Here is a 16,269-nt window from a genome sequence, read left to right as displayed (position 1 = left end):
GAGCCAAGCGGTTTTCCGTCGGGAATGCCTAAAGCAAAGGGATCGGGCGTTTCTGCCACTCCGCCAAAACCGGAAACGCTCGATGCCTCGGGCCGGCATCCGCTGAACCACCGACGTTGCGGCGCCAGCAACGCAGTGTACCGGCCCCGCCGTCTACCCGCCCCGGATACCCCGTGCCACCTTCTCAGCACCAAAACAAACGCTGAGGGTGACACCGGATATGACGACGAAAGAGAGAGCGATAGGCGTGGTCGGGCTTGGAGCCATGGGGCTCGGCATGGCGACCACGCTCGCCAGCAACGGCTTTGCGGTGAAGGGCTTCGACCTTTCCGACGGCAGACGCAAGCTGGCGGACGAAGGCGGTGTGGCGCCTTGCGAAACGCTTGCCGACGTCTTCGTCGATACCGATTTCATCGTTTTCTCGCTGCCGACCGCCAAGGACGTCGCAGCCGTCGTCGAGGCCAATCTTGACGCCCTGAAGGCTGCCGACGACCGTGTCGTCATCATCGACACGTCCACGTCGGAACCCGACGTTTCGCGCGATCTCGCCGCCGGTCTCAACGCACTTGGCCACGGTTTCCTCGATGCGCCCGTCTCGGGCGGGCCGGCGGGTGCTGCAAGCGGCATGCTGACGATGATGATCGGCGGCAGTGACGCCGATGTTACCCGCGCGAAAATGGTGATCGATGCGATGGCGGCCAAGGCCCTGCATGTGGGCCCAAGCGGTGCCGGCAATGTCGCCAAGCTCGTCAACAACTTGCTTGCAGCCGCCCATATGGTGACGACGGGCGAGGGCCTGAAGCTGGCGCTTTCGGCAGGGCTAGAGCCCGAACAGGCGCTCAAGGTGCTGAACGCCGCCTCGGGCAAATCGATGATCAGCGAAGTGCATTTCCCGACCTGGGTGATGAACGACCGCTTCGACAGCGGCTTCACCATGGGCCTGATGCGCAAGGACGTGCGGCTTGCAAGTGAGCTTGCCGCCCGCACCGGCGCCGCACTGCCGCTTTCGGCGGCAGTCGCTCGGCTCTGGGCCGAAAGCCCGCTCGACAATGCCGACGACTTCACCCGCATGGGCGCCTTTCGCGCCACGGCCAACGACAACTGAGACGACAAGGGGAAGACAATGAACGACATGACCATGCCGGCCGCCAAGGCCGAGCGCATCCGCGCGCTGTTTCATGGCTTCCTGCCCGGCAGCGAGATCGGAAGCTATGTCGACGGCGTGCTGGTGGCAGGCTCCGGGCCTGAGCAGAACCTGACCGACCCGGCGACCGGCGAGGTTTTCGCCACGTTCAAGGACGCCGGCAACGACGTCATCGATGCGGGCATGGAAGCGGCGACGCGGGCGCAGCGCGAGTGGATGGCCATGACGGCATCCGCCCGCGGCCGGGTGATGAACGAGATCGCCCGCAAGATCCGTGAGCGCGCACCGGAACTGGCCGAGCTCGAAAGCCGTTCCGCTGGCCGGCCGATCCGCGATATCCGCGGCGAAGCGCTGCGGGTCGCCGAGATGTTCGAATATTATGCCGGCTGGTGCGACAAGCTGCACGGCGAGGTCATTCCGGTCCCGACCTCACACCTGAACTACATCAGGCACGAACCGGTCGGCGTCGTTGCCCAGATCACGCCCTGGAACGCGCCGCTCTTTACCGGCGGCTGGCAGATCGCACCGGCGATCTGCGCCGGCAACGGCGTCGTGATCAAACCGTCGGAGCTGACGCCGCTCAGCACGCTTGTCCTCGGAGCACTTTGCGAGGCGGGCGGCGCACCGCGCGGACTCGTCAACGTCATCGCCGGCCAGGGCGTGACCGCAGGCGCCGCGATGGTTGCCCATCAGCAGACAGCGCTCGTCGTCTTCGTCGGCTCGGCCCAGGCCGGATCTGCGATTGCGGCAGCAGCTGCGAAGAACGTCGTGCCCTGCATTCTCGAACTCGGCGGCAAGTCCGGCAACATCGTCTTTGCCGATGCGGATGTCGGCCGGGCGATCGTCGGCGCGCAGTCGGCCATCTTCTCGGGCGCCGGCCAGAGCTGCGTTGCCGGTTCCCGTCTGTTGATCCACCGCTCGGTGCATCAGCAATTCGTCGAGCGTTATGCCCGCGCCGCCGAACGCATCCCGGTCGGCGATCCCTATCTCGACGCCACCCAGATTGGCCCGATCAACAATGCCAGCCAATGGGCAAAGATCGACGAGATGGTGCGCCAGGGTGTTGCCGAAGGCGCAACGCTTGCAACCGGCGGCGCCAAGCCCGCAGCGCTTTCGTCCTCCGGCGGCTTCTTCTTTGCCCCGACCATCCTCGACAACGTCAAGCCCGACATGACCATCGCGCGCGAGGAAGTCTTCGGCCCGGTCGTCGGCGTCACGGTCTTTGACGACGAGGAAGAAGCGGTGGCGCTTGCCAACAACAACCCTTACGGTCTCGCGGGCGCTGTGTGGACACGGGACGTCGGGCGAGCCCACCGCATGGCCGCGCGCGTGCGCGCCGGCACGTTCTGGATCAATGGCTACAAGACGATCAGCGTGATGTCGCCCTTCGGCGGCTTCGGCCGCTCCGGATACGGCCGCTCCAGCGGCCGCGACGCGCTGCTCGCCTACACCCAGACAAAGAGCGTCTGGGTCGAAACCGCGGAAAATCCTGCCGTCGTCTTCGGCTATGCCCCGGAGGCGTAGGGCAGTCGAGCGAATGAAATGACAGAAGGGCCGGCGACGCCGACCCTTCTCTCTTGCTCGGGGCCGTTTCGTCAGGCGGCGCGGCTCCAGCTTTCGCGCGTTGCAACACCTTCCAGCTTGAACTTCGCCAGCATCGTGCGGAGCTGGCGGCTTTCTTCGGCGAGCGTTCCGCTCGCAGCCGTCGTTTCTTCAACCATTGCCGCATTCTGCTGGGTCATCTGGTCCATGTGGTTGACCGAGGTATTGATCTCCTGCAGTGCGGTTGCCTGTTCGCGTGCGGCGGTCGCGATCGTATTGACGTGGCCGCTGACATTGTTGACCAGGGTCTCGATCTCCAACAGCGCCTCGCCGGTCGAGCGCACCAGCGACACGCCGTTTTCGACCTCGCTTGCGGAGCTGTGGATCAGCGTCTTGATCTCCTTGGCGGCGTTCGCCGAACGCTGCGCCAACTCGCGGACTTCCTGGGCGACGACGGCAAAGCCGCGTCCGGCCTCGCCGGCACGGGCGGCCTCGACGCCAGCGTTGAGCGCCAGTAGATTGGTCTGGAAGGCGATCTCGTCGATCACCGAGATGATCTGGTTGATCCGGTTCGACGAATCCTCGATGCGGCCCATGGCGTCGATTGCGCTGCGCACGATCGCACCCGATCGTCCGGCACTGTCCTTGGTGGCGCGCACCATCTCGTGCGCCTCATTGGCCCGCGCAGACGCGGTCCGGACCGTCGAGGTGATTTCGTCGAGGGCCGCCGCTGTCTCTTCGAGTGCTGCCGCCTGTTGCTCGGTACGCTTCGACAAATCGTTAGCCGCCGAGCTCAACTCCACCGAATTGTCGTTGATCGTGCCCGCCGCAGTACGGACGTTCTGCATCGTCGAGCGCAGGGTCACCATCGTGGCGTTGACGTTGGTCTGAAGCTCGGCGAACGCGCCGTGGAATTCACCGCGCATGGATTGCGTCAGGTCGGCGTCTGCGAGTGCTGCCACGACGCGGCGGACCTCGTTGACCGTCAAATCGACGCTCGATACCAGCTCGTTGACGCTGGCGGCAAAGCGGTTGAGGTCCTCGTTATCGTAGTCCTTGGTGATGCGACCGGTGAAATCGCCGGCAACGGCCGCGGCAACCACGATGCTGATGTTGGACTGGAGATCGCTGCTGCGTGCATGCAGCGCCGCCTCCTGGGCCTTCATGTCGCGCATGCTGATGGCGTTCTTGCGGAAGACTTCGACGGCGCGGCCCATCTCGCCGATCTCGTCGCGGCGTGAAGGGTCGGCGCCATCGCCATCAAGCTTGCCGTCGGCAAGTTCGCTCATGATCGACGTCAGCGTTTGCACCGGAAGCACGATGCCGCGGCGCGCGACGAGCAGGCTGACGGCCACGCCGAAGACGATACAGGCGCCGGCTGCAGCCAAGAGGATCGTCATCGCGACGGAGGAAGATTCGAGCGCCTCGGCGCGAGCAGCGGCAAGAGCATCGCCGGAATAGGTGCTGTAGGCCTTGACGGCGGACGTCACGGTCTTCTGGGCGTCGAGCGCCTTGTCGAGCGCGGCCTTGACGGCAGCGGCGTCGGCGCCATTCGATCCGGCGACGGCAATCATTGCGCGGATCTCGTCGAAATAGCTGTTCAGCGTCGTGCGGATGTCGTTGAGAAGCTTGTCCTCGGCATCGTCGGCGACCGCCTCGATCTTGGTGACGCGAGCGAGCATTTCAGCGGCGCGCGTTTCCGTTTCCGCACCGAACTCCGAAGCCTTACCGGGCGTTGCCGCAAGTTGATAGGTCATGCGGCTGATGGCGATGATATCGACCCTGAGGTCCATCGCCTCGCGCGCGGCTTCTTCGCGGGCGCCGACTTCGACGATCGTCGTGCCGAGTGAAGAGAGCCCGCGCGCACCGGCAAGGGCGATCAGGGTTGACGAAATGCCCATGACCACGACCACGAGGCCGACCTTGGTCAATATCGATAAATTCTTGAACGCCACTGCCGTGACTCCTGTGATGTCGCGATCGCGCTGGTTTGCAGGACATGGTCGGCCAAACCGGTGGGAGGAGACCCGGAATGTTGCGCGCGCTCCGAGGGAGGAGGCGGAGATCTCAAGCGCACCGACCGAGAGATACTTAGTAATTGCGAATTTAAATTAGCGTTAAAACAGCAACATCAGGATCGGCCCGGCCAAGGCGGCGCCCATCCGAACGGCCTTTCAAACGCAAAGCGGGCGGGCGATTTCTCGCCCGCCCGCAGACCGCCGCAGCAGTCTTGGGAGATCATTTCTTGCCGTAGCCGCCGCCCGTGGGCGTGACGACGGTAAAGGCCTCGCCGGCTTCCAGAACCGTATGGGCGCAGCCCGACAGCTCTTCGGTTCGCCCGTCGTTGCGACGGACGAGGTTCTGGCCGAGATTGCCGGGCTCACCGCCCTTGATGCCGAAGGGTGCAACACGGCGGTGACCGGAAAGGATCGCGAAGTCGAGCTTTTCCCGGGCACGAATGGTGCGTTTCGTGCCGTCGCCGGCCGACCACTTACCCTTGCCGCCGGAGCCGCGGCGGATGTGGAAGTCCTCCAGCACCACCGGGAAGCGGGTCTCAAGAATTTCCGGATCGGTCAGACGCGAATTAGTCATATGGGTGTGGACCGCATCGGCGCCATTGTAACCCGGCCCCGCCGACGCGCCCGAGCAGATCGTCTCGTAATACTGGTAGTGCGCGTTGCCGAAGGTCAGATTGTTCATCGTGCCTTGAGCGCCTGCCTGGCTTTCGACGGCACCGAAGAGGCAGTTGGTGACAGCCTGGCTGACTTCGACATTGCCGGCAACGACCGCTGCGGGATAACGCGGGGTCAGCATCGTGCCTTCCGGGATGACGATGTGGATCGGCCTGAGGCAACCGGCGTTCATCGGGATATCGGCCTCGACGAGAACGCGGAAGACATAAAGCACCGCCGCCCGAGTGACGGGAGCGGGCGCATTGAAATTGTCCGAACGCTGTTCCGACGTGCCGGTGAAGTCGACGGTGGCCTCGCGCTTGTCACGATCGACGGTGATCTTCACCACGATCTTGCAGCCCTGATCCATCTCGTAGGAGAATTCGCCGTTAGGCAGTTGGTCCAGCACGCGGCGCACGCTTTCGGCGGCATTGTCCTGGACGTGGCCCATATAGGCCTCAACGACATCCTCGCCGAACTGCGCGATCATCTTCTTGAGTTCCGCCACGCCCTTTTCGTTGGCGGCAACCTGCGCCTTCAGGTCGTTGACGTTCTGCACGATGTTGCGAACCGGATAGCGCGCGCCATTGAGCAACGCCTCAAGTTCGGCCTCGCAGAAGCGGCCGGCATCGATGAGCTTGAAGTTGTCGATATAGACGCCTTCTTCCTCGATGTTGGTCGCCAGCGGCGACATTGAGCCGGGCGAAATTCCGCCGATATCGGCATGATGGCCGCGGCTTGCGACCCAGAATCGGATCTCCCTGCCCTGGTCGTCGAACACGGGCGTGCAGACGGTCAGGTCGGGCAGATGTGTGCCACCGTTATAGGGCGCATTGATCAGGAAGACGTCGCCGGGGTGAATGACCGGGTTCTCGCGGATCGCAGTTGCGACCGAGGCATCCATCGAGCCCAGATGCACCGGCATGTGCGGCGCATTGGCAACGAGATTGCCCCTGTTGTCAAAGACCGCGCAGGAGAAATCGAGACGCTCCTTGATGTTCACGGAGTAGGCGGTGTTCTGCAGAGTCACGCCCATCTGCTCGGCGATCGACATGAAGAGATTGTTGAAAATCTCGAGCATGACCGGATCGGCCTTGGTGCCGATCGCGCTGCGCGCCGGCAGCGCCTTGACGCGGCGAAGCACGATATGGTCCTTGGCAGTCAGTTCCCCCTGCCAGCCGTCCTCGACGATAACGGTCTGGTTCGGCTCGATGATGATCGCCGGACCGTCAAGGCGTTGGCCCGGCTTGATCTCGGAGCGAAGCGCCACCGGCGCATCGTGGAACTGGCCCTGGGAATAGAAGCGGGTGCTGCGGCTAAGCGCGGGCGCGCCTGCCGTCGTCGCCAGGCCTTCACCTTCCATCTGGGCAGCGCCGCCGCCGACGGTTTCGACCTCGACAGCGTCGATCACCAGCGCCTTGTTGTCGGCGACGAAGCCGAAGCGGCGCTTGTGCAAGGTCTCGAATTCGGCGCGTAGGCGGGCGATATCGTCATGCCCGGGGAAGGTCGCATCGACAGCCAGGACCGTGTCGGTGCCGGCATAGCGGATATGGGCGCGAAGATGGGTGCGGATCTCGTTGCGGGCGATGCCCTGTGCTTCGAGTTCGCCGAGGCATTCGACCTGCAGGTCGGACCCAAGCTCGGCAAGCGCCGAAGGCGCCTTGTCGTCGAGCGCAACGCCGAGCGCCTTCTGACGGGTGGCGCGGATATCGGCGAGCCCCATGCCATAGGCCGACAGCAGGCCGGACATAGGATGCACCAGAATGCTCTTCATCCCCAGCTGATCGGCGACAAGGCAGGCATGCTGGCCACCGGCGCCGCCGAAGCAGCTGAGCGCGTAACGCGTCACGTCATAGCCGCGCTGGACCGAGATCTTCTTGATCGCCTCGACCATGTTGGCGACCGCAATGCGGATGAAACCGTCGGCAACATCCTCAGGCGCCCGGCCATCGCCGATTTCGGCTGCCATCGCCGCGAAACGCTGACGCACCGTCTCGACATCGAGCCGCTCGTTCTGCTCCGGCCCGAACAGCGCCGGGAAGAATTCCGGCATCAGCTTGCCGAGCATCACATTGGCATCGGTGACCGCAAGCGGGCCGCCGTTGCGATAGCAGGCAGGGCCCGGATTGGCGCCGGCGGAATCCGGTCCGACGCGGAAGCGCTCGCCGTCGAAATGCAGGATCGAACCGCCGCCGGCGGCAACCGTGTGGATCAGCATCATCGGCGCGCGCACGCGCACGCCGGCGACTTCGGTTTCGAAGGCGCGCTCGTATTCGCCGTCGAAATGGGCAACGTCGGTAGAGGTGCCGCCCATGTCGAAGCCGATGACGCGGTCGAAACCGGCCGCTTCACCGGTTTTGGCCAAGCCGACGACACCGCCAGCCGGACCAGAGAGGATCGCATCCTTGCCCTGGAACATGTCGGCGGCCGTCAGGCCACCCGACGACATCATGAACATGACCCGCGCGCCGGAGCGCTCGACGTCGAGTTCGCTCGACACCTGCGCCACATAGCGGCGCAGCACCGGCGAGAGATAGGCGTCGATGACGGTGGTATCGCCGCGACCGACATATTTGATCAGCGGCGAGACTTCGTGGCTGACCGACACCTGCTCGAAGCCCATTTCGCGGGCAAGCCGGGCGACCAGCGCCTCGTGCTCCGGATATTTATAGGCGTGCATGAAGACGATCGCGACGGTGTTGTAACCCTGGTCGCGAAGCGCCGTCAGCGCCTGGCGCGCCTCGGCCTCATCCAGTGCCTGCTCGACCGTGCCGTCGGCCAGCACCCGTTCGCCGAGCTCCACAATATCCTTGTAGAGCGCTTCCGGCTTGATGATTTCGGTGGCGAAGATGTTCTTGCGCTCCTGGTAACCGATCCTGAGCGCGTCACGGAAACCGCGCGTCGTCACCAGTGCGAGCGGTTCGCCCTTGCGCTCAAGCAGCGCATTGGTCGCGACCGTCGTGCCCATACGCACTTCGCTGATGAGCCCGGTCGGGATCGGCGTGCCGGTCGGCAGGCCAAGATGCAGGCGGATGCCGTGCACGGCGGCATCACGATAGGCTTCCGGATTCTCCGACAGCACCTTGCGCGCATGCAGAACGCCTTGCGGGTCCCTGCCGATCACGTCGGTGAAGGTGCCGCCACGGTCGATCCAGAAGTCCCAGCTGCCGGTTTCGCGTGCGCTCATCGTCCATCCCTCTCACTCGTCTGCCGCCAGCTCGGGTCGGCTCCGAAATTCATCAAAGCAGTTCGTTGACAAAATGTCGATAAAATGATGACATAAAATCGTCAAGATGAGGAAGTGCTGAATGACGAAGAAGTCTGAGGAGAGCTTTGAAGGGAGGGAATGGGCGCAAGACGCTTTGCCCGACCACATGAAGCCCGTGTCCGCGATCGGACCGATCGTCTCCTCCGCACATCTGGCCGAAGGCGGGTCCCCAGGGCTCTCGGAAGTCGAGTACGGTCTGATTCTCGCTTCTCACGCGTTTCATCGCTGGATGGTGCGCTGCATGGCTGCCGCCGGTGTGCCCGGCCTTTCCTCCACAGAAATTCTCATCCTGCATACGATCCGCCACCGCGACCGCGGCAAGAAGCTCGCCGATATCTGCCTCGTGCTCGACATCGAAGACACGCATGTGGCGACCTATGCCATCCGCAAGCTCGAGGCGGCCGGCCTTGTCACCACAGGCAAGGCGGGCAAGGAAAAGACCATCCAGATCACCGACAAGGGCGCGGAAGCCTGCACCCGTTATGCGCAAATCCGCGAGCGCCTGCTCGTGACCTCGACGGCCAATGCCCGCCCTTCCGAGGAGACACTCTCGGAAATCGCCGCTGTGCTGCGCTTCATGTCGGGGGCCTATGAACAGTCCGCGCGTGCCGCGACCACATTGTGACAAGGAAGATCGCGTGACCGCTGATACGACACCCCCGCTGCTGGCCGTAGAAAACCTGTCCGTCGCCTTCAATGGCAATGCCGTCGTCGAAGACCTGAGCTTTTCGGTCACCGCGGGACGGACGCTGGCAATCGTCGGCGAATCGGGCTCCGGCAAATCGGTGACCTCGCTTTCGATCATGCGGCTTGCCGACATGATGGGAGGTCGGTTCCCCTCCGGTCGCATCCTGTTCCAGGGCAAGAACGGCGCGGTGAACCTGACGGCCGAACCGCAGAAAGCGATGCGCAGCATTCGCGGCAAGGAGATCGCCATGATCTTCCAAGAGCCGATGACGTCGCTCAATCCGGTGTTCACGATCGGTGACCAGATCGCCGAAGTGCTGATGCTGCACGAGAAGATGACGAAAGCCGAAGCTCTCACCGAGACATGCCGGCTGCTCGACATGGTGCGGCTGCCCGATTCCGCCGAGCTCGTCGGCCGTTATCCGCACCAGCTCTCCGGCGGCATGCGCCAACGCGTCATGATCGCCATGGCGCTTGCCTGTCGCCCGAAGCTTTTGATCGCCGACGAGCCGACGACGGCGCTCGACGTGACCATCCAGGCCCAGATCCTCACCATCATCCGCGACCTCCAGAAGGAGCTCGGCATGGCGGTGATCTTCATCACCCATGACATGGGCGTCGTCGCCGAAATGGCCGACGATGTCGTCGTCATGTGGAAGGGCCGCAAGGTCGAGGAAGGTCCGGTCGCCGAGATCTTCGCCAATCCACAACATCCCTATACCCAGACGCTTCTTTCCGCCGTGCCGAAGCTCGGCAGCATGACCGGCGAAGACTTCCCCAAGCGCATGCCGCTGACGATGATGATCGACGGCGCGCCGAAGCTTGTGGGCGAAGAGCATATCCAGCGCACCGCCCGCTACGACGCAGCACCGATCCTCTCCGTGCGCGATCTCGTTACACGCTTTGACGTCAAGAAGAACCTTTTCGGCAGGGCCACGCACCGCGTTCACGCAATTGAAAATGTCAGCTTCGACATTTTCCCGGGCGAGACCCTGGCACTTGTCGGCGAATCCGGTTCCGGCAAGTCGACGATCGGCCGTACAATCCAGCAGCTCCAGAGCGCCACCTCAGGTGAAATCCTCTTCGGCGGACGCCCGGTCTCCGCCATGAGCTTTGCCGAGCGCCAGCGGCTGAAACAGGAAATCCAGTACATCTTCCAGGATCCCTTCGCCTCACTCGACCCGCGCAAGACCGTCGGTTTCTCGATTGCCGAACCGATCCGCACCCATGGGCTGATCCTTGGCAACAAGGAAATCGAAAAGCGCGTTCACGAACTGCTCGAGCGGGTGGGGCTGACCTCCGCCCATGCCGAGCGTTACCCGCATGAGTTCTCCGGCGGTCAACGCCAGCGCGTCTGTATCGCCCGGGCGCTCGCATCCCGGCCCAAGCTCATCATCGCCGACGAGGCGCTATCGGCGCTCGACGTGTCGATCCAGGCCCAGATCATCAATCTGTTCATGGAGCTGCAGGAACAGGAAGGCCTCGCCTATCTTTTCATCAGCCATGACATGGCCGTGGTCGAGCGCATGAGCCACCGCGTCGCCGTGCTCTATCTCGGCCAGGTGATGGAATTCGGTAGCCGCCGCCAGGTGTTCGAAACCCCGACCCATCCCTATACCCGCCGGCTGCTATCGGCCGTTCCGGTCGCCGATCCCGGCAAGGGGCGCGACCGGGGGATGATCGAAGGCGAGATCCCGAGCCCGATCCGGCGTGTCGGAGAAGAACCCGCGGTGCTTCCGCGCAAGGAGATCGCGCCGGGCCATTTCGTGGCCCTGGACGCGTAAAGCCGCTTTCTCTTTTCAGGGGAAGGCAGTCGAAACAGGAGTGAGTAAAAAATGATCAACAAAAAGGGGATCCACGCCGCCTTCATCGCGCTTGCGCTGACTGGCAGCTTTCTGACGGCCGCGCCGGCCTTTGCCGCCGGCACATTGACGGTTTCGTCGCCACAGGATCCGGGCAGCTGGGATCCGGTCGACACCTTCCTCGTCAACTGGGCATCTGTCTCCACCAACATTTTCGACGGCCTGACCTATCGCGGCCCTGACCGCAAGCTGGTTCCAGGCCTTGCAACCGCCTGGGAAGAGCTCGACGGCGGCAAGCGCCTGCGCTTCACGCTGCGCGAAGGCGTCAAGTTCCACAATGGCGAGCCTTTCAACGCCGAAGCCGTGAAATACACCTTCGATCGCCTGCTCGGCGAAGAAGGCTCCAAGGGGCCACAGAAATCCAACTATGCGGTCATCGAGCGTGTCGAGATCGTCGACGAGAAGACCGTCGATCTCCACCTGAAGTCACCGGATCCTGTTCTACTGACCAAGCTCGCCGGCTACGGCGCGATGATCGTGCCGCCGAAATACATCCAGGAAAAGGGTGAGGACTATTTCAACACCCATCCTGTCGGTACCGGCCCATTCAAATTCGTCTCCTATGAGCCGAAGGTGGCGATCAAGCTCGAAGCCTTCGCCGATCATTGGGGCGGCGCACCGAAGCTTTCCAACCTCGACTTCCGCTTCATCGCCGAGCCGGCAACCGCCGTTGCCGAATTGCAGGCCGGCCGCGTCGATCTCGTCATCCCGCCGACCATCCCGATCGGCATGATCCCGACGATCGAGGGTGACGACAAGCTCGAACTCGTCTCGACCCCCGGCCCGACCGTCTATGCGCTGCGTTTCAACACCCGCGACGGCATCACCAAGGATCCGAAGGTCCGCAAGGCGCTGATCCTCGGCGTCGACCGCGACACCATCATCCAGTCGATCCTCGGCGGCCAGGCCGCTCCGATCGCCAGCTTCCAGGGCGAACTGTCGTTCGGCTTCGACCCAAGCATGAAGCCGTTGCCATACGATCCGGAGCAGGCGAAGGCGCTGTTGAAGGAAGCGGGCGTCGCGCCGGGTGCTTCCGTCCAGATCGACGTGCGCGGCAACGACGCAACCTTCAACGAAGTTGTTCAGGCCGTCGCCAGCTACCTGCAGCTCGTCGGCATCAACGCGACGATCAAGCCTTACGAAACCAACGTTCTGTTGAACGACATCATCCCGGCCGGCAAGACGGGCGCGATGTTCCAGCAGGCCTGGGGCGGCTGGACGCTCGATTACGACAACACGGCCTACTCGATGTACCACTCGGGTGAAAAGTGGAACCCGTACGACAGCGACGCCGAACTCGACAAGCTGCTCGAATCCCAGCGCTCGATCACCGATCAGCCCAAGCGCGAGGAAATCCTCAAGCAGATCGCCAACTACGCCGCCGACCGTGCGCTGGAAATGCCGCTCTACAACCTCAACGCCATCTTCGGCGTGAGCAAGCGCGTCAAGAACTTCACGCCTGTTCCCGACAGCCGCCTGCGGCTGACGGACGTCACGGTCGAGTAACAATCAGATCCGCCGCTTCCCAACAGCGAGCGGCGGGTCGTCTTCATGAAGGGCGGGTAAGTTGGCCGGATTTTTGATCAAACGTGTTCTGCAGGCGGTGTTCGTTGTTTTCGTCGTAACGCTCATCGTCTCCTTTGCCATCCGCCTGACGGGCGACCCGGCACTGATGCTCGCCCAAGGTGCGGGTAGCGTCACCGAGGAAGACCTCTCGCGCATCCGCGAGGCGCTCGGCCTCAACCAACCCTTCATGACGCAGTATTTTGCCTTCATCAAAGGCCTGTTCACATTGGATTTCGGCCGCTCGTTCATGGGCGGCACACCGGTCTCGCAGCTGATTGCCGCCGCCCTGCCGGCAACGATGATGCTGGCCTTCGCGTCACTCATCGTTTCGATCATCATTTCGATCCCGCTCGGCATCAAGGCGGCTGTCGCCCGCGGCAAATGGGCTGATCAGGCGATCCGCATCCTCTCGCTCGTTGGCCTGTCCTTCCCGAACTTCTGGCTGGCGATCATGCTGGTGCTGTTGTTTTCGATCACCCTCAAATGGTTGCCGCCGAGCGGCATGGACGGGTTTGCGAGCTTCATCATGCCGGCTGTCACCATGGGCATCATCCTGACGGCAACCAATGTCCGCCTGGTGCGCACGGCGATGCTCGAAACCCTGCAGTCGCAATACATCATGGTGGCCCGCGCCAAGGGCCTCAGCGAAAGCAAGGTGCTCTACAAGCATGCGCTGCGTAACTGTGCCATCCCGCTCATCACCTATTTCGGCCTCCAGTTCGGCGGTCTTCTCGGCGGCATCGTCGTCGTGGAGCGCGTGTTCAACTGGCCGGGCATGGGCACCCTCGCCTTCGACGCCGTCGGCGCCCGCGACTATCCCGTGCTGCAGGCCGTCATCACCGTGCTCTCGCTGATGATCGTCGGCGTCAACCTCATCGTCGACATCGCCTATGGCCTCGTCGACCCGCGCATCCGGACGGAGTGAGCCGATGACCACCAAGGCCGCAAACACCCGTTTCGCCCGTTTCCGCAACCTCGAATTCATCCTCGGCGCGCTGCTTGCCGGCGGCATGTGCCTCGCTGTTCTCTTGTCAGGTGTGCTCTTTCCGGGCGGCGCCGACAAAATCGATCTGATGGCGCGGCTGACGCCGCCCTTCGTCAACTGGGCACATCCGCTCGGCACCGACCCGCTCGGCCGTGACGTGCTTGCTCGCGTCGTTGCCGGCGGCAAGATTTCCCTGCTCGTCGGCTTCACCTCGGTAGCCGGTGCCGTCGTAATCGGCGTGGTGATGGGCCTCGTCTCCGGCTACTATCGCGGCTTCTGGGACATGGTCGTCATGCGATTTGCCGACGTGCAGCTGGCGCTGCCCTTCATCCTGCTCGCCATCACCTTCATCGCCATCGTCGGCGGCGGGCTGACCAACACGATCGTGCTACTGATCATCTCGCAATGGGTGCAATATGCCCGTCTCGTGCGCGGCTCGGTGCTGTCGCTGCGCGAACGGGAGTTCATCCAGTCGGCCCGCGCCATCGGCGTTCGCGATGTGAAGATCCTGTTCCAGCATCTGCTGCCGAACCTGATCGGCCCGGTCATCGTGTTGATGACGCTCAACGTTGCCAACAACATCCTGCTCGAGAGCAGCCTGACCTTCCTCGGCCTCGGCGTCGACCCGCTGATCCCGAGCTGGGGCGGCATGCTCGCCGACGGCCGCACCTACCTGCAGAACGCCTGGTGGGTCAGCGTCTTCCCAGGCCTTGCAATCCTTCTTACCGTCCTTGGCCTCAACCTTCTCGGCGACTGGCTGCGCGACAGTCTCGACCCAACAGGCAGAACTTCACGATGACCACAATTTTCGAAGGGACGTTCGAGCGCACGCTCGACACCATGCTCGCAACCTATGGCAAGGAGGTTGCTCGCGGCACCCGGCTGGAGGCATGGCTCTTCGATGATCGCGAAAGCCGCAGGGCGGCCGAGCAGAAGCTTGGTGCCTTCGGCGTCGAGGCAAAGCTCAGGAGCGCCTACAAGCCGCTCTTGCACTTCTTTCTCGAGGAGGTCGACCGCAAGGCACTGAAGCGCGTCGATATCCGCTATCCGCAGCCCGAAAACTGCCCGGCGAACCGCTTCCTGCTCGAAGCCTATCCGCTGGCAGCGCTCGTCGGCGACGCCGAGATCGTCTTTGTCGGCGGCAGCGATACGGCACTAACCTACGACGTCGCGCTGACCTTTGCCGACGGATGCACGGAAGCCCATACGGTGTTTGCGCCCAACCGCCAGCACACCGATTTCATCGGCGAAACACTCCTGTCTCCGACCGGCTGGGTCCGTCTCGACGACAGCAGCAGCAAGCGGAGGGAATGCCACCTCGAAACTGACTATGAGCGGCTGTTTGCAGGCGCCATGCGTGCAATCGCCGAGCACGGCTGGGGCGACAGCGAACCCTATTTCGACGAACTCAACATCCGTGCGACGTTGCCGATCAACGATCTGCAGCTGCCGGTCGGCGAAGAGGTCGTCAGCCTGCGCGAAGCGATGCATGAGGACTTCTATTTCTCGCTGCTCGAAGTCTTCCAGAAGAAGTCGGGCCGTCCGTTGGGCGACCGTGGCCTGAAACCCGGCCAGATCGTCCCCGAAATCGTCTTTGCCGATGGCAAACCCACGGTTCGCGTCGAAACCCGACCGCTCGCGACGACGGACGCCGACGGCGAAATCCAACCTCTCGACACGGCTCAGGCACCGCTCGCGGTTGCGCAGATCCATGCCGAACTGGAAAAGATCGAAGGCCAGCCCTTTGAAGCACATTCGCGGGCCGGTCGCCCGGTCAAGGCGCGCTATCACAAAGGCACCGATGCTGCCGTGATGATCAGCGGCGGCCAGCACCCCAACGAGACCACCGGCATCGTCGGCGCATTGCGCGCGGCTCAGACGCTGGCCACTCTCCCCAGCACGCACTTCACGATATCTCCGCTCGAAAACCCCGACGGTTATGCCGTTCACCAGCGGTTGCGTGCCGATAACCCGCTGCACATGCATCACGCCGCCCGCTACACTGCGCTTGGCGACGATCTTGAATATCGCGCCGGCGCCGCCCTCAACGAGCGGGCGATCCGCAACGAGGCCGAAGCCCTGTCGGGCGCCGAGCTTCATGTCAACCTGCACGGCTACCCCTCGCACGAATGGACACGGCCGCTGTCCGGCTATGTGCCGCGCGGCTTTGCCATGTGGACGCTGCCGAAGGGCTTCTTCCTGATCATGCGCCACCACGCCGATTGGGAAGCGCGTGCCGAACAGTTGATCGAAGCGGTGACGGCTCGACTCGCCACTGTGCCCGGTCTTCTCGCCTACAATGATCAGCAGATCGCGCTTTACGAAACCCATGCGGGCGAGACCGGCTTCCGCATCATCAACGGCTTCCCCTGCATGATCTCCGTCGACGATCGCCACAAGGCGCCGCTGACGCTGATCACGGAATATCCCGACGAAACCATCTATGGCGACGCCTTCGTTTCCGGCCATGACGCGCAACGGGAGACGGTTCTGGCCGCCTACGAGGCGTTCCAGTCGATGATGGCAGTCGCCTAGGCTTCGCC

The 16,269-nt window shown here is 63.3% G+C and carries 10 protein-coding genes; 8 read left to right on the top strand and 2 right to left on the bottom strand.

The window, feature by feature from the left end; all coding sequences use genetic code 11:
- The first annotated feature begins 220 nt into the window (after window positions 1–220).
- Window positions 221–1,105, top strand: a complete 885-nt coding sequence (locus ASD52_RS03255; RefSeq protein ID WP_057209852.1) for an NAD(P)-dependent oxidoreductase — start codon at window positions 221–223, stop codon at window positions 1,103–1,105.
- Between the two features lie 18 nt (window positions 1,106–1,123).
- A complete protein-coding gene (locus ASD52_RS03250) occupies window positions 1,124–2,668 on the top strand; it encodes an aldehyde dehydrogenase family protein (RefSeq protein WP_057222836.1) in 1,545 nt (514 codons plus the stop codon).
- Between the two features lie 71 nt (window positions 2,669–2,739).
- Here the strand turns inward: ASD52_RS03250 and ASD52_RS03245 are convergent, their stop codons facing one another.
- Both ASD52_RS03245 and ASD52_RS03240 read right to left on the bottom strand, forming a co-directional pair.
- Window positions 2,740–4,641 (bottom strand): methyl-accepting chemotaxis protein, encoded by a 1,902-nt coding sequence (locus ASD52_RS03245; RefSeq protein WP_057222835.1) that lies wholly within the window; start codon window positions 4,639–4,641, stop codon window positions 2,740–2,742.
- A gap of 283 nt (window positions 4,642–4,924) precedes the next feature.
- A complete protein-coding gene (locus tag ASD52_RS03240) occupies window positions 4,925–8,545 on the bottom strand; it encodes a hydantoinase B/oxoprolinase family protein (protein WP_057222834.1) in 3,621 nt (1,206 codons plus the stop codon).
- A gap of 121 nt (window positions 8,546–8,666) precedes the next feature.
- Between ASD52_RS03240 and ASD52_RS03235 the strand changes: the two genes are divergently transcribed.
- From ASD52_RS03235 to ASD52_RS03210, 6 genes are all read left to right on the top strand, one after another.
- A complete protein-coding gene (locus ASD52_RS03235) occupies window positions 8,667–9,251 on the top strand; it encodes a winged helix DNA-binding protein (RefSeq protein WP_025429285.1) in 585 nt (194 codons plus the stop codon).
- Between the two features lie 13 nt (window positions 9,252–9,264).
- Window positions 9,265–11,097, top strand: coding sequence for an ABC transporter ATP-binding protein (locus ASD52_RS03230; protein ID WP_025429286.1), 1,833 nt, complete (start codon window positions 9,265–9,267; stop codon window positions 11,095–11,097).
- A gap of 51 nt (window positions 11,098–11,148) precedes the next feature.
- Window positions 11,149–12,681 (top strand): ABC transporter substrate-binding protein, encoded by a 1,533-nt coding sequence (locus tag ASD52_RS03225; protein WP_057209860.1) that lies wholly within the window; start codon window positions 11,149–11,151, stop codon window positions 12,679–12,681.
- Between the two features lie 61 nt (window positions 12,682–12,742).
- The gene (locus ASD52_RS03220; RefSeq protein WP_025429288.1) at window positions 12,743–13,666 is read left to right on the top strand and encodes an ABC transporter permease; all 924 of its coding nucleotides are present in this window, start codon (window positions 12,743–12,745) and stop codon (window positions 13,664–13,666) included.
- A gap of 4 nt (window positions 13,667–13,670) precedes the next feature.
- Complete coding sequence (locus tag ASD52_RS03215) at window positions 13,671–14,525, top strand: ABC transporter permease (RefSeq protein WP_057219179.1); 855 nt, start codon at window positions 13,671–13,673, stop codon at window positions 14,523–14,525.
- Window positions 14,522–16,261: a M14 family metallopeptidase gene (locus tag ASD52_RS03210; protein ID WP_057219181.1), complete on the top strand. Its 1,740-nt coding sequence runs from the start codon at window positions 14,522–14,524 to the stop codon at window positions 16,259–16,261. The genes ASD52_RS03215 and ASD52_RS03210 overlap by 4 nt, the downstream gene beginning before the upstream one ends.
- Window positions 16,262–16,269 lie beyond the last annotated feature (8 nt).

This window comes from Ensifer sp. Root142, from assembly GCF_001426785.1.
In the GTDB taxonomy this organism is placed as follows: domain Bacteria; phylum Pseudomonadota; class Alphaproteobacteria; order Rhizobiales; family Rhizobiaceae; genus Ensifer; species Ensifer canadensis.
The sequence above is the reverse complement of the archived record's forward strand: the minus strand, read 5'-3'. Positions and strand labels throughout refer to the sequence as shown.